7 protein-coding genes are annotated in these 16,033 nt (G+C 48.1%); 6 read left to right on the top strand and 1 reads right to left on the bottom strand.

The window, feature by feature from the left end; all coding sequences use genetic code 11:
- Window positions 1-259 precede the first annotated feature (259 nt).
- From MSP8886_RS13435 to MSP8886_RS13410, 6 genes are all read left to right on the top strand, one after another.
- Window positions 260-1,933, top strand: a complete 1,674-nt coding sequence (locus MSP8886_RS13435) for a hypothetical protein (protein WP_067017269.1) — start codon at window positions 260-262, stop codon at window positions 1,931-1,933.
- A 21-nt stretch (window positions 1,934-1,954) separates the two neighbouring features.
- Window positions 1,955-6,211 carry a DUF6603 domain-containing protein gene (locus tag MSP8886_RS13430; protein WP_067017267.1) on the top strand — a complete coding sequence of 1,419 codons (4,257 nt, stop codon included), beginning with the start codon at window positions 1,955-1,957 and terminating at the stop codon, window positions 6,209-6,211.
- Between the two features lie 16 nt (window positions 6,212-6,227).
- Window positions 6,228-8,510 (top strand): hypothetical protein, encoded by a 2,283-nt coding sequence (locus MSP8886_RS13425; protein WP_067017264.1) that lies wholly within the window; start codon window positions 6,228-6,230, stop codon window positions 8,508-8,510.
- Window positions 8,511-8,549: 39 nt separating this feature from the next.
- Complete coding sequence (locus MSP8886_RS13420) at window positions 8,550-12,233, top strand: hypothetical protein (protein WP_067017263.1); 3,684 nt, start codon at window positions 8,550-8,552, stop codon at window positions 12,231-12,233.
- A gap of 27 nt (window positions 12,234-12,260) precedes the next feature.
- Window positions 12,261-13,544, top strand: a complete 1,284-nt coding sequence (locus tag MSP8886_RS13415; protein ID WP_067017261.1) for a hypothetical protein — start codon at window positions 12,261-12,263, stop codon at window positions 13,542-13,544.
- An 85-nt stretch (window positions 13,545-13,629) separates the two neighbouring features.
- A complete protein-coding gene (locus MSP8886_RS13410; protein WP_067017259.1) occupies window positions 13,630-14,751 on the top strand; it encodes a hypothetical protein in 1,122 nt (373 codons plus the stop codon).
- Window positions 14,752-15,260: 509 nt separating this feature from the next.
- Here the strand turns inward: MSP8886_RS13410 and madM are convergent.
- Window positions 15,261-16,028, bottom strand: coding sequence for a malonate transporter subunit MadM (madM, locus tag MSP8886_RS13405; RefSeq protein ID WP_067017257.1), 768 nt, complete (start codon window positions 16,026-16,028; stop codon window positions 15,261-15,263).
- Between the last annotated feature and the right edge of the window lie 5 nt (window positions 16,029-16,033).

The following is a 16,033-nucleotide window of genomic DNA, read 5'->3' as shown; positions in this document are numbered from 1 at the left end:
TTCAATAAGTTGAGATTTATTCAAGGAAACTAAATATTAAACATTTACACCAGATATTATTGGTGTAATAGTATGTAATAGGAATTTAAAGCTAACTCCATTAATGTGATTAATGTGCCCTACTAGTTCTGTAGCAAATGGCCCTCAGACTCTACATGGTATGGTGTCCGTTATTTAGTTGAGCCTAACAGGCGACCAATTCTTAGAAAAGCAGCATCAAAGAAGGGTTATCTCTTAAGAGATGAATGGGGGGATTTGTATGAATCTAACTGATCTACAAACATTTTTCACCGCTATCACTGTTCCCGATACTAATACAGCGGCTGTTAGAGCAAAAACCACCTTATTAGGTGCGATCACCACTTATAGTGGAGCTCCTGAAACTGCGGGTGCTAAATTTCCTAGTGCCACAAACGGTGGTCCAACACCGTATTTAAGTGATGTGTTAACTGCTTTTTTTATACCGTCAATTACCCCTACTGGAACAACACTTTTCTTAAATTGGAAACCCTTTCTTGCTGATATGCAAGCTATTAAGACAAATATTGCCGGCTTCCCAACCAAAGATTGCTTGGAAGATTTATTAAGTAAAATTTTTAATTTTGCAAAGGCCTGGGTAAAAACTGAAGCGACAACACTAGCTGGCAATATTTTCTCTGCATGTGATGGATATACTGGTGGACAATATAGCTTTCTATCTGGCAGCACAACTACACCAGCCACAGCACAAGATGTAATACAACAATGGGTAGAAGATAATTTGTTTCAAAGCGTGTGGAATTGGATTGGTTGGTTGTTAAACCCTGCAACTGCTTGGGCTAATTGGACAACCTTATTTACAAATACAGCAGTACCAACAGCACCCGCTATCAGCAGCATTAATATAACGACGAATGCAGGTAATTACTCACTCACAGAGTTGCAAAATGATCTTACCTGCTTAAATACTGCTTTAGGAGGTACTACTTTATGGGATCCTGGCCTCGGGCAAACTGTTACCACACAAATACCCGCTGGTGCCACCATCCATTGTTATACAGTGTATGATTTTGCCAGCTATATTGGTGCGCTTCAGGAGATAGGTAGTGGAACAGGAGCTCCTCTACAAACCAATAATGTTGCACATATTATTCGCATTATTGACCAAACCGCATTTGCTGCTTTGGGCAACCAACAAACACAATTAGATTTTAGTGCTGCTCCAACAGCAACCAATAGAGGCACATTACAAGATAACGCCTGTTATGTTTTGCTGACCAATGATAGTCAGTATGCCTATCCATTACGGATTTATGGCCAGCACGTGGCTGATTTATGGGCTTCCATCACAAATTTACCTTATAAACACGACTATAGTGCCCTAATCAGCTTTGCCAATAACAATATAAGCTGCGCTGAAGTAAAAAGTTTCCTAACCACAGGGAAATTACCCGTTAAAGATTCAAATGAGTTAGTGCCATCTCCTACCAGTGCGACTTATGCCGCCAGCGGTAGTAATCAGGTTATGGCTACCGCACTAAATACGCTAACAGTGCTAACCGCCAACTATATGGTAGAGGAATGCCGCAACTGGGCCCAATTGCTGTTAGGTATATTGCAATTAGAACGTTCAGCAACCACTTTTCAGCATGCCACTCAATTTCCAATGGCTGGTGGAGGATGGAAAAATCATTGGAGTTGGGGCAACAGTTTGAACCCTAATCGTCCAGCGATTTGTAATCCCGCTGAAGATGGCCGAACCATCAAACGCTGGTTTTTAAACCTGTTTTTTACGCCAACTGGCCAAAGTTTTCTCGCATTAAACAAAGAAGATGTTGTTCCTGCCATTACCGTCGCTATCGTACAACAACAACAGCCGAATTTAGATCAGGCATTTAACAATAAAGTACAAGCTACATTTAAGTCTGCAGCAAAATCGCTATACAACCCATAAGCACTAGTGACAAGGGGCGTTATGAGTACAAACAATGGTCTAGTCCAGCAGTTACATGATTATCTACACAGCAGTTTATCCGGCACCAACTTAAGTATCACGACTACGGATCTTACCAGTTATGCCCTGGATACATTATTAACGCCTTTTCCCAGCCAACAATTGTCGTTATCTAATGTACAGATCTCCAGTGTGGCCAATAACGCCGATAATAACCTAGCCTTTACCGTGACAGGCGCGGTGGGTGATTGGACGGCAACTGCGTTGCAACTCAATATCCCGACTTTTAGCTCGCAAAATATTACCCTGACGTTTATTGAAACGGCCACCACCATTGTAGTCTGTGACTATCAAATTACCTCACAAATAACAGTCGCTGGTAGCACTATCGATGTTGTTGCAACACTACAAATGCCCGATAGCATATGTTTTCAGTTTGCCCAGTCCGGTAACGGCACTCTCTCGTTAAGCGAACTTATCGCATTTGTTATTGGTAGCGATACGTATCATTTGCTGCCAAACGTATTAAGCAGCCTAGGTTCAGTCACCTTAAAGAATTTGTCACTGCAACTGAATTGTTCTGCCAGTGCCAGTACATCACTGGTGAATTCATTGACCGGTGAGTTAAGTGACTGGCCATTAATACCCGATATTCTGACCTTGCAATCAGTGAATCTGACACTAACCCAAACCCAACACCTGGTGAGCCCTGGAGATCTGCAATCGCAGTATAGTGGTTGTGTGAATGCGGTTTTCAGTATCCCGGATTTGCACAAAAGCTTTACGGTTATTACCCACTTTACGGGCAGTGATTTATTGGAAATTGAGGTACTCAACAGTGCCACTGGTGATCTGCCCTCCATTGAGGATATGGCGTGTTTAATCGGTGGAACCACATTACAAAACACCATTAAGGCGGCGTTATCGGATATCGGTTTTACCTCGTTGACGATCACTGAGGTGAAATTTATTTTTCGCCATGCCCAAAGTGGGCTGCAATTACAGTCAATTACGATCAATGCGGCCTTGGTATTGTTTGGCGCTGATTTTACTCTTTCACTGCAACCGCCACTCAGTACCAGTGCTGGCTGGATATTTAATTGCTCGCTACAACCCGGTAGCAGTATTGCGATCGGGACTTTTATCAATCATGTGACACAGGATTTGGTCGATTTCACTCTACCTCCGGTATTAGATGGCCTGGAAGTGACTACTTTAGGCATTTCGATTAACTCACAAACGCAGGATTATAGTTTTGCCTTAGGCCTGGATTTTCCATTAACCGAAACCACGTCCCTCCCCCTACTCTTCAATATAGATATAGTGAAACAGCAAGGTGTATACAATACCACCTTCGCTGGCCAGTTGAATTTTTCCGGCTCGCAGTTTGATGTGACCTTTGGCACAGACAAAATATTAAATGCCTCATGGAATTTTAGCGGTATCGACTATCTACAATTTCAAACCATTGCAGATGTATTTGATTTTACCTTGCCTAATATCCCATCTTCGCTGGATTTAAGCCTAAAATCCATCGCCTTATGCTGCGATCTGAATCAAAAAACAGTTACTTTGGCAGCATCTTCAGCCAATTATGGCAATGCAGTATTTACGTCTTTATTGGTCAGCCAAGTACGCCAACATGTGTTTCTGCTGGGAATCGACAACCCCTTCAGCTTAAGTAATTTACCCTTGGTTGGACATGAGCTGGCCAGCATCGACAACATCGAGATCGGTTCTTTCTGTGTAGCCATCAGCTCCATTTCACCGATGACCAGTACGATTGCCAGCCAGATCAATGCGCTGATTCAGCCATTAGGCACCCAGTACCCGCAAATACCGACCCAAGGGTTTAATGGCAAGCTGTTGTTAAGTGCAAAACTCAACCTGGGCAATAAAACATTCCCGTTACAAGTCAGTCTGGATAATAGCAGTGGCCAACAAGCCACCGAACAAACAGCATCTACATCAGCAGCAACCACCACGCCAGCTCACAATACCGACATTGTTGCCACGACTGCAGCAAGCCCAGCCAGTGCAGCGGCACCACAAACGCTGCCGGATGGTACGACCTGGTTTACCATCCAGAAAAGTTTTGGGCCGCTGAGCATACAAAAAATTGGGGTACGCTTTAGCTCCAAGCAACAAATGCTATGGTTTGAGATTGATGCCAGCGTCATGATGGGGCCAACACAGCTGTCATTACAGGGTTTAGGCATTGGCTCGCCATTGTCCAGCTTTTCTCCCCAATTCCAGTTACAAGGTCTTGGAGTGGGTTATGATAAACCACCGTTAAATATTGCCGGTTCTTTTGTCAATTTAAACCCACCCGGCGCCGGTCAGTTTGAATTTGATGGCGGTGTTACCATTGGTGCAGAGACCTTTGAGCTACAGGCATTTGGCTTTTATGGCAATCAGACCGGCGTGCCATCCATGTTTATTTTTGGCGATGTTGCCAAAGCATTTGGCGGCCCACCTGCGTTTTTTGTAACCGGAATAGCCTTAGGTTTTGGCTATAACTCGCAATTAACATTACCCAGTGTCGATCAGGTCGCCAATTTTCCATTTATCCAAACCTTGCCTGACTCCAACCCTCCGAATAGCGGGGCATTGCCGACCAAAACACCCCAAGCGGTGCTGAATACCTTACTGGATTCCAACCCCGCCTGGGTCACGCAACATGCTGGTGACTTATGGTTTGCGGCGGGCATTACCTTTACCAGCTTTGAAATGGTGAACTCCCAGGCCTTGATCATCGTAGAACCTGGAGACGATTTAACCATCGCCTTATTAGGCACCTCTCAGGCGCAGTTCCCACAAAACGCAACTGCAGGGCAAACCCGCTACGCCTATATTGAATTAGAGCTGGATGCTGAATTTAAACCGGAAGCTGGAGCCTTTACCCTGGAAGCGGTCTTATCCAAATCTTCCTTTTTGCTAGACCCAGCCTGTGTGCTTACCGGTGGTTTTGCTTTTTATGTTTGGTTCGGCGATAACCCTCACGCCGGTGATTTTGTATTAACACTGGGTGGATATAACCCGTATTTTACCCCGCCATCATATTACCCCACCGTGCCAGAGCTAGGATTCCACTGGTCACTGGACAGCTCCATCAGTATTAGCGGTAATGCTTATCTGGCTTTCACACCGTCAGTAATGATGGTCGGAGGAGCCTTAAATGCCGTATATCACTCAGGCAATCTTAAAGCCTGGTTTGATGCCGAAGCCGATATTATTGTGCAATGGAAACCCTTTTGGTTCGACGCGCATATCGGCATCAATATTGGGGCATCGTATCGTATGGACCTGTTATTCACGTCAGTCACCGTATCGATTGAATTGGGTTGTGATTTAAGCCTATGGGGCCCTCCTAGCGGCGGCAATGTTCATGTTGACTGGTTTGTTATTTCATTTACCGTGCCGTTCGGTACGCCTAAAAATTCCAGCAGTACCACATTAGGTTGGAGTGATGTGCAAACCATGCTACCCAACACAGGTACCGCAGCAGCCTACAATGTGCTGGGGTTAACACCCGTAGCAGGCACTTCACCGTTGGCGTCTTGCCCTGACAATGGCCCAACCACCGCCAAGTGGCATGCGCGTAGCGGGCAATTTGCATTTGCAGCCACTACCAGCATTCCGGTAAGCACAGCGACCTTTGGTTCTGCCCAAGCAACATCTGAAGATCACAGCATGTTAACGGCAGATAGCAACTCATTTACCGGCAGTTCATTCAATATTGCACCTTTACAATACAGTGAAGTGAAATCCACATTGGATATCACCGTAAAAACCAAGGCCGGTGTCGATCTCAGTGGTTCTTTTGTTGCCAAGCCACTGACCAAAAGCCTGCCAGCCTCGTTATGGGGCAGCCCACCAAAACATACTGCCCCTAATAGCAGTGAACAACTGGTAGCCAGTCAACTGGTTGGTGTTTCATTAGAAGTATTACCACCACAAGTGGGAGCCAGTGCCGGCGCCGTCAATATTCAACAAAATTTAACTGCAGACCCACTGCAGTTAGCTGGTGCTACTTTGCCAGTCAGCGCATCGGCCCAGCCTGCCGGCCAAACACCAAGCTATAGTGCCACTAATATTGCCAGTATCACTAACAGCCAAACCGGTATCGCTGCCACAGCCACCCAACATACCCGAACTCAGCTGTTAGGCGCATTACAGACCTTGGGATATTTGCCACACAATGCCAATAACACCATGACAGGCTTTAGCCAAAACATTGCCAATACCTTTACTGCAGATCCATTGATGATTGCTTAGCCAGGATGATGACACCATGCCCAATGCATTACCCAAAATCGCCTTCACCAAGCTGACCTCACCACCACCCTTAGGCAGCATCCAGTTTTATAAGGGGTACTTTCCCAGCTTATTGCCAGGAGAACACCATATTAACTTAACGCAAAACCTGCAAAATTACCCTGGAGACGATACCCCTTCCTATACGGCGCCACAGCAAACCTTTGAAGTTAAAGCACCTCAGTTCAGGATTGACCCGAATATTATCAGCAGCATTTATCCACCCAAGGCCAGTCAGGGCAAATACGAACAGGTCTTGCCATTTGTGGTATTACACGATGCCGCACTGCCTTGGGAGCGCAGTCTGGTACCGGGTGACCCGCCACCTCAGGATGGTGGCACCACCACACCGTGGATGGCATTACTGTTATTGGCAGAAGACGAGGTAATCATGCCAGAGGGAGCCAGTTCACCAATTACAGCCACCACCGTAACTGAGTTATTAACCGCAGACCCACACAACCTTGTATTTAAACCACAACTGTCGACTTCAGGCCTGTCGCAAGATGAGTTAAATGCATCATGCCAAACAATTTGTATACCCGGCGAATTATTTGCGTCAGTGCTGCCATCAGTTGCCGATTTAACCTACTTGGCCCATTGCTGTTGCAGCCATACGGCTGATGCCGATGGCAGTCTGCATAGCACGGTATTAGCCAATCGCTTACCGGTTACGCCCCCTGGCAAATCACAGCGCTATTTTGCACATCTGGTCTCGCTGGAAGGTTTTGCCGATTACCTGGGCCCATCTGCCACCACTGCGATTCCTACACAGCCTCATTCACAACAATTAATGCAGGTGCAATTGATATCGCTGTATAACTGGAGCTTTACCTGTCTGGCTGAAGAAAATATCAGTTTTAAACAATTACTGACCGGGCTGATTGCCAGTGAACAAACCACCGGCACCGGTAGTTTAACCCTGCCCACCCCAACTGCAGGCACCCCAGATAGTGTGACGAATCGTCTGGCAGAAGGATATGCACCACTTACCTTTATGGCAGGTGATGGAGAACAAAGCTTTGCCTGGTACCGAGGCCCTTTATGCGCCATGCCAGCACCCACCTTGCCTGCAGTGGGCCAACAACAACTTGCCATTTTACAAGCACCTAGAGCAGATGCCTTGATGATATACCTACAACAACAGGGAATTTTTGATCTCAGTTATGCCGCTGCATGGAATATCGGCCGTAATCTGGCCTTAACCGATGCCGATTTCGCGCAAAAACTTAACCAGTTACAACGCACCACTCATAGTAAAGTATCACTACTAGCACAGCGTTTATCCACACCACATTTGGCGGGCTTATCGTATCAGGAAATGCTGCATCCCCAGGCAATGCAACGTCAATTTACCCGCGCGATGGCAAATGGTCTCGGAGCAACCATGAGTGCGGCATTACGCCACCGTGGGCCAGCAGCATCCGCTGCCACAACACAAACAGCCACAGTACATCCAAAAGATGTGTTGAATATGCCACAGGCCATGACCGCCATTGGCAACGACGTCAGCGAATCACTCACCACCGTCGCCTTATGGCTAGCCAAATTAATCCGCTTAACACCCGTACCTTTCTCCCATTTAGTGCCCGATGCACGGATGTTACCGGCTGAATCTATTCGCTTCTTTTACCTGGACCCCAATTGGATCGATGCACTAACCGCCGGTGCATTATCCATTGGCATACAATGTGCCGCAGACAGAAGCATTCAAAGCAGCTTACTCCCCACATTAATGGCCGAAGTGCAGCAACAACTGCTGGCACTACGCACACGGGTTTACCCTAATGCCGCGCCGTCTAGTGGCAAAATCTGCGGCTTACTGATTCGCTCGCAACTGGTTTCTGCCTGGCCCAACCTGGTGATTACCGCAAGCCAGAACAGTTTACCGGTCAATCTAATCCGCAATGAATGCCTGGCACCGAATGTACGTTTATGCCTGTTTGAAGATATCCCCGACACCGTCAACCTGGCCGAACCCTACCATGGACTACAGTTTGGGATAGAAGATTCCGGCATTGCCGCACGTAACCTGACCACCACAGGCTCAATTGGCGCATTAATACCTGGCCAAGATGTCACCCCCAGCTATCGCAGTGTGACACAAGGCCAATTAGGTGGAGTGTTGGACGTTGCCAGCATTGTGACCGCATTGGCAACGGCGACTCAAGTGACACCAACTAGTCAATTTAATGCCGGGGACTTTGCCTTACAAATGGTTAAAACCCCGGAAATTCAACCTTTTCCCAGCGCATCGTAACCGTGAAGGATACAACAACAATAACAACAGGAGCTATGCATGAGCCAAACCAATAACCCATTAATTGTCCCCATGACAGTTGAAGCCCTAGTGGTCAATAACAGTGTCAGAGGCAATATCTTCGTCCGCTCACAAATGCAATACGACCTATTGAATAATACAACTGTCGGCCCTGGCAACGCACAAGGCGGGCTGAATAATAACGACACCGATTTCACTACCGTGTCTGGCGATATACCAAATACCCAAATCAGCACTGCCGATTACTACAATGGCGTGTATCTAAAATGGCGCTTACCCAAAGCCTTCACCCATGGCGTGCACAATGCACAACAACACAATACCGTCTTCCCGTTAGTGCCCAATCGCTGGCTGGTAGTGCGCTATAGTGGCACCAATCTGGCGCAGCGTACCGCAACCGCCTGGATCATAGAAAGCGACTATGAGCAATCATCACCACCCTCACAACCACAGAACATTGCCCAGGAAAGCACCGAATATCTATCAACCACCCAAGCCCTCACCCCAACCTGGATAGGACGCAATATCAACCTGGCAACGCAAAGCTGGCAGGAATCCGGCCATAGTTTGAACCTAACCGCAGTAGGCCCGGGCAACCCAGCATTTGCCGCCTACCAACCACAATGTAACAATGTTTTCTCATTTGTTGACTGTCTGAATGATACAGCCGCACAAACATTCAGCTATGCCGTATATGGCTGGTTTTCCAGCGCCACAGACGACCCACTAAGCAATCCAAACAGCCTCAGCTTTGCTGATTTACTGACCTCCCTGAGCTGGACCATCCCCAAAGATACCCCAAAAGGCACCCAGGCCAGCTGGTGTTTGCTTAGCGGCGCAGTCGATGGCGTACAATGGCAAACAACGCAATTGCCAGCCGGTGGGACCCCCACTGGAGAAAACCCAATTGCCATCGCCGTTGGCAATACCGCCACCGAAGCACTGACAAGCTTAATTTCGACGCAATCCTCAGGCAGTATTGCCGCCAATTTTCTGAATGCCTTTCAGCTGGACGCATTGGATTTACTAGACCGCCCGGATGGCATAGGCCTGGTAGCAGAAAAATTACAAGCCAGTTTTTTTCAAAAATATTCCGGTGGTTACCACTGGAGTATTGTCGATGCTCCGAATGACACCACCCCCATCTCCAACAGTGAATTACAAAAAGAACAAACCTGGTTAGCCACCCTCAACCAAGCGCAAACAGCACTGGACCAGGCCATTCTGACACTGGCCGAACTGCAAACACAGCTATATGTCATGTGGTGGAAATCGATCCAACCCTATAAAACCATCACCAAATTTATTGACCATAAATTTAAAAAAGTTCCGGCCAATCCCAGCCAGCCCGATCCACAGTTTTTTGCCCAGCAATTAGACCCACAAACCAGTGGCAGTATTGCTTACCAAACCAACCAACAACTGCAACACGTGCAAACGCTGCTGCAAAGTGTACCTCATGGCAATACTCCAGCAGCGCTGGAAGCGGCAATTCAAAGCTATGCCCAAACACAGCAACTACCCAGTAGCAGACAACTCAAACGTTTAAACAACAGTGCGTTCTTTGTCCCCAATGACCCGGTGGTTTTGCTAACCGGCACCGGGGCGGCAGGTATCGCAAGCACTGCAGATTCCGTATTATGCCGTTTCCCTTCACAGCTAGTAAGCGGTTTTACCTATCAAGGCCATACCATCAATGCCGCCACTTCAGGCTTAAGCATTCCACAACCCACACTCACGCAAGTGACTGGCGCACCGTGGACCGCAGAGCTGATGACAGCACTGACCACAGAAAACTTTTTTCTAGACCCAAACAATGCAGCGGCATTAAATGCAGCCGTTGCTGGCAGTGGCACCGCAGGCGTCAACGCACAAAATGTGCTCGGCACCTACCCCGATACAGTCGCCGTGCATCAATGGCAACAAAACCCCTGGCGCCCATTATTACTCCTGTGGGAAGGCAAATATTACCCGATTGACTACGGCACCGCCGCCGCACCCAACTGGAGTTTTAGCGATCACCAATACCAGTGGAATGGCGAATTAGCCAGTGTCGGTTCACTAATGGCCTTGAGTGGCTTGATTCAACTAGCCCCCACCGCTGCCACCAATATGAAAGCCAGAATCCAGAAGTTTCTGACCCTGCACCCCAATTTAACCCCCCAAGAAACCGCCGCGTTTAACACATTGCTAACGTTCGTTACTCAATCGCACGAATGGGAACTACTCTCACAATCATTGGACGGTTTTAACAGCCAATTACGTCTAGCACTACCCGGTGTCTACCCAGGCCCAAATACATCATCGGCTGCGATGGCCTCGTTAATAGGCCATACCGATACCAAACCGCCCCTATTATTGGATGATGTTAATGACCAACCACCTCCCAGCCAATTCCAGCCCTGGCGTTCAGGGCAGTTTGAATTCAGCTCGCTGGTGATTGTTGACGAATGGGGCCAAGCGTTATGGCCAATTAACTTACAAGACCAAACCCTGGAAAACCTATACCTGCCAGCAGAACTGACACCACACTATCAAGCACCCGACACCACAGGTGGTAGCGGCACCGCGCCAGTCTATAATGGACACAGCCGCATTCAGTTCCCCCCGGCCTTACTACAGCCTGCGCAGCTCAATTTTTCGCTAATCTCCGCCACCAGCGACAATACCGCCTATGTTCCAGGCAACGCGGCCACCGACCCCATCTGTGGCTGGGTACTGCCCAATCATCTGGATGCCTCACTGATGGCTTACGATGCCCAAGGCAATGCCCTAGGTGAAATGGCCGCCAACGCCACAGCCACCCAAATCAACTGGACCCCATTACCCAATAGCCCCTATACCACGCTACAACAAATAGCGACCGCCATCCCACACTTTGGGCAGTTTTTAGTATCATTACAGCAACAAAGCGTCAGTACCTTCGCCGCATTTTTAACCGCCATCGACGAAACCCTGTGGACCACCGCGCCAATCGGTACAACATTTGATAAAGACCTATCCATTTTGATGGGACGCCCACTGGCCATGCTACGGGCAAAACTTCAACTCGACCTCAATGCCGCACCCTATAATGACCCCAGCTGGCAATACACCCAAACGCCGGCACAATCCCCCTTACCGGGCTACCAATTCGCCATAGAACTGGGTAACCGGCAAAAACTGGACGACGGCCTGATTGGCTACTTCACCCAAGGTCAATACGACACCTTCAATATCGTCACAGAAGCAGATAGCACCAACAATAGCTACCTGAACACCATAGGTAACAGCAATAACTACATCTACCTTCCTGTTACCGGGGAAAACTCAGCCTATGTGTCGATGCTGGTAGATCCACGAGCGGCCATACATGCCACCACCGCCATACTACCGATAGTCCAACTGCGCCCACCACCACACCTGATTGCCGAAGCACTGGCCAAAATCAAAATCAGCTTTAAAGTGGATGGCATACTAACCGATCAACAGATCAACCATGCAGGCATCAGCACCGTACTTATGCCAACCCCCAAAACCAAAGCCGGCCAATGGAACTGGTTAGAACAAGACAGCAGCAGTACCTGGAACAACTACACCGTGGCAGCCAATAATAACCAAGCCCGGTTATCCAATATCTTGCCCACGTTACGTCGCGGGCGCTTACAGCTTTCCAATGCATTACCTAAAGACAAACAGCAACAAAAAAAGCAAAAACCATAACAAACGTTATTACCCAAGGAAATTACTATGCAAGCGACAAAACCCAACTGCACCATTATTGTACCCACTACCTGCAATACCAATCTGACCTATGCCTTGCAAACCAACCCTGACCCGTTGGTAATCAATAAAACCAGCGCATCACTAGAATTTATTATTACCAATACCACCGGTGCCGCCCAAACAATCACCTCCATCGTATTTGCTATTCCGATCGGCAGTGGCGGTATCACCCCCAGTATGGCAGGTATTGGCAGCTCATTGTCGGATAGCACAAACTGGAGCGCTAGCATAGACACCAGCTCGGGCAACGTTACCCTGTCCCCCAAAAGTCCCAGCTACCAAATGCCGAACAATGGCTCCCTAGTGCTGCAACTATTTGGCATGACCACCATGTCATCCAGCGGCAATAGCAATATCACCATCACCGAAACCCTGGCCCAGCAAAATCCCACCCACTGTGATTTCCAAGTATCCACCTTCCCCACCAACTTTTACTTTGATGGTCTGTGTGCCGTCGTCAAAGATGGCAGTGAATACAAACCGGTTGCCGAAGTCGACAGTGGATCAACCATTACCCTACTGTGGAATACCTCCGTCGTCGATGCCAACAACATCACCATCCGCTACTCCACACCGTTTTCCGGGCAAACAAAGATTAATCCTGAATCCAGCAACAGCGAACAATGGGAATGGGAATCTCCCGCACTTACCAGAGATACCGTCTTTACCGTAGAAGTCAAAGGCCAAGTCGATAACGGCCAACCGGTGCGGCTGTCCAGAAACATCGCCGTAGCCGTCAATGGCTCGCAAATCCCCAAAGGCGCCATCCTAATGTGGAGTGGAGACACCACCGGCATCCCCACAGGCTACCAACTGTGCGACGGCACCAATGGCACCCCGGACCTACGCAATAAATTTGTCTATGGCGCCAGCAGCCAAACCGAAGGGACCTACCCAACCGGAGGCAGCAACACCACCACCCTAAACGCACAAAACATTCCGCAACTATCAGGTAGCTCACAACATACCCATGGTATTACCATCACAGCCTCCCCCCATAGCCACCCATACACCCATGCCACCCTAGATGGAGAAACCACCCAATGGACCAGTAATATTGCCAGCACCGGCTCAGGCGTAGGCCTATGGGAAGACCCCACAACCATTAACACCAGCGACACCACCGTCACAGTCACCGGCTCAATTGATGACGCCACGGTGAACATTTCCGTTGGTCAAAGCAACCCGAGCCCGGTCAATATCATGCCAGCCTATATTACCCTGGCCTTTATTCAAAAAATGACCTGATCACACTCTAACCCACATGCCTCACCGATCTGCTACTGCGATCGGTGAAACATAAGATCGAGCTAAGCCAAAGAGAGAACCTATTGTGCTAACTGTAGAACAACCCAACCACACTACAGCGGAATATAACCACACCGTAGAACACGAAATAGCCCGCCTAGCCGCGGGTTATTTCAACACTCCAGTACAGGTAGTGAAAAAACAAAAACTCAACTCCAATGCGCGCATACATGCCGCCAGAGTATGGCTGCAAACCCCACAAGGAAAAGAACTGCGCTGCATTGCCAAATACTTATCTGAAGACTACTTCTTCGACCCGCAACAACAAACCAAAGCCATCACCTTTGCCAATGAAATCCTCAGTTATCGCTTTTTAATGAATATCAGAAACCGCTTTGCCGCCTGGCCATTACTCTACCACTACAACCAACGCATCCTGCTGATAGAAGACCTGGGTGCAAACGACCCACAGATACCCGACAACCTATGGCAAGAAGTCGCCGACGTATTTGTTAACCTGCATACCGCCACCCATCAGCAACACGCACAATACCAAGCATTATTAAGCACAAACGACCAACACAACTGCCAACACCTGAAAACCGTACAACAACACGCCTTCACCCAAGCACGCGACCTACTCTCCGAATACATCGAAGTGCTCGACCACCAAAACTACCACACCTTTATCCAACTCACTCAGCAAGTACTACACGACCTCAACCAACCCGGCCACTTCCACGCCTTTATCCACGACGACCTGGTCGATGGCCGACAATCGATTTTACGTGATGGCAAAATCTACCTGCTCGACTTCGAACATGGCAAATTTGGACACGCCCTAATGGACATAGCCACCCTACTAATCGGCAAAATGGAACGCCACCTCGACAGCAATGTCATGATCTACAACCACCTGCAAGCCCCACTCACCTTACCCGAACAATACCGCCAACGCTGGCAACACAACATGCAACTCGCTATAGACGATCAACACTGGGACCAACACCTCGCCAGCTGCCTGATCTTCCAAGCATTTACCACCCTTTACTCACGCAAAATGCAGGCTGAAAAAATCTTCACCCACAGCCTGGCACAAATGCTAGGCCAAGTACTAACACGCCTATTACAGTGCTTACAGGGTAATAGCGCATATCCGCAATTGCAGGCTATACTGGGGAATTTAGTGGGTAAAATTGTGGTTTAGTATTAACCATTTCCTGCTTTTGGTTAGAACGGATCAATTTGGGCTGCAAGATGCTGCCATGGAATCAGCTCATTCATCCGTCCTATAAAAAGCTCTTTGTGGGGTTCCGGGTTTACGTTTGCTAGTAAATTTTGTATCGGCGAAAGAAAGCTGGTTCATGGCTGAGGTTAATAATATCGATTAGCTGAGGCCGGAATAAATCCTTCTGAGGATCTTGCTTTGCTTGACGAGGCTTCATAAAAATTCACTGATTCTGCAATTGTTTGGGACTAAAGCGCCATTACTGAGGAAGGTACGAACAAGTCCTCTGGTCTCGGCAACTGCTCCTGCATTGCCCTAATCACCTACATCCATGTAGGCATCAGCATGCGGATAAAAGCTTGCTATTCGCGGCAAGCATCGAATGTGAATAGTAAACCTATTGACGAGATGCTTAACAAAGAATACAAGCTTAGGCGACTTATTCGCACCTCCTTAATCATTACTTTTCATAATACGTGATTAACAAGTTAACCTGGCAACAACGCTCTTACTGCTAAGAACAAAACAGAAGGCCCTAAAAGGCAACCAAGCGCGGTATAAAAAGCCGCGGTTAAACAACCATAAGGAACCAATTTAGGGTCCGTTGCCGCAAGCCCTGCCGCCACACCGCTCGATGTGCCCATTAATCCACCAAAGATAACGGCGGTTCTTGGGTTATTAAGTTGAATAAGTGGCGCAACAAAAGGTGTTACTACCATGACCAAGATGGATTTCACCAAACCAGCCGCAATAGACAGTGCCATTACCTCGGAGCTTGCACCAATAGCCGCCCCTGTCACAGGACCGACAATGTACGTAATCGCACCGGCGCCAATCGTTGTGATACTAACCGCATCCGTGTAGCCAAACGCCATGGCAATGCCTGCCCCCGCGATAAAGGAAGAGAAGATGCCAAGGAAAAGCGCCAATACACCACTTTTACCCGCCCGTTTGATTTCTTCAATTTTGACACCAAAGCCAGTCGCGACAATGGCAAAATCTCGTAACATCGACCCACCCAGTAAACCAATACCAGATAACAAGGGAATATCAACAACCCCTTTATGACCACCCGTAAACGCCCCACTGAAGTACGCCATGGTTAGCCCTAAAAGAATCGCGATGGCGGAGCCATGAACCCGTCCACGGGTGAACTTTGCGGACAGCCAGTAAGAAAACCACATGGTTAAACCAATCACGGCAAAACCGACGATTAAGCTGTATTTTGTGCTAACTAACAATAAAGACTCAAACATAGTGC

This window comes from Marinomonas spartinae (assembly GCF_900089775.1).
Lineage (GTDB): Bacteria > Pseudomonadota > Gammaproteobacteria > Pseudomonadales > Marinomonadaceae > Marinomonas > Marinomonas spartinae.
The sequence above is the reverse complement of the archived record's forward strand: the minus strand, read 5'-3'. Positions and strand labels throughout refer to the sequence as shown.

Bases quoted from the DNA above. Each gene is read 5' to 3' on its own strand.
- MSP8886_RS13425 (WP_067017264.1), top strand. From the start codon at position 6,228: ATGCCCAATGCATTACCCAAAATCGCCTTCACCAAGCTGACCTCACCA.
- MSP8886_RS13435 (WP_067017269.1), top strand. From the start codon at position 260: ATGAATCTAACTGATCTACAAACATTTTTCACCGCTATCACTGTTCCC.
- madM (WP_067017257.1), bottom strand. From the start codon at position 16,028: ATGTTTGAGTCTTTATTGTTAGTTAGCACAAAATACAGCTTAATCGTC.
- MSP8886_RS13420 (WP_067017263.1), top strand. From the start codon at position 8,550: ATGAGCCAAACCAATAACCCATTAATTGTCCCCATGACAGTTGAAGCC.
- MSP8886_RS13430 (WP_067017267.1), top strand. From the start codon at position 1,955: ATGAGTACAAACAATGGTCTAGTCCAGCAGTTACATGATTATCTACAC.
- MSP8886_RS13415 (WP_067017261.1), top strand. From the start codon at position 12,261: ATGCAAGCGACAAAACCCAACTGCACCATTATTGTACCCACTACCTGC.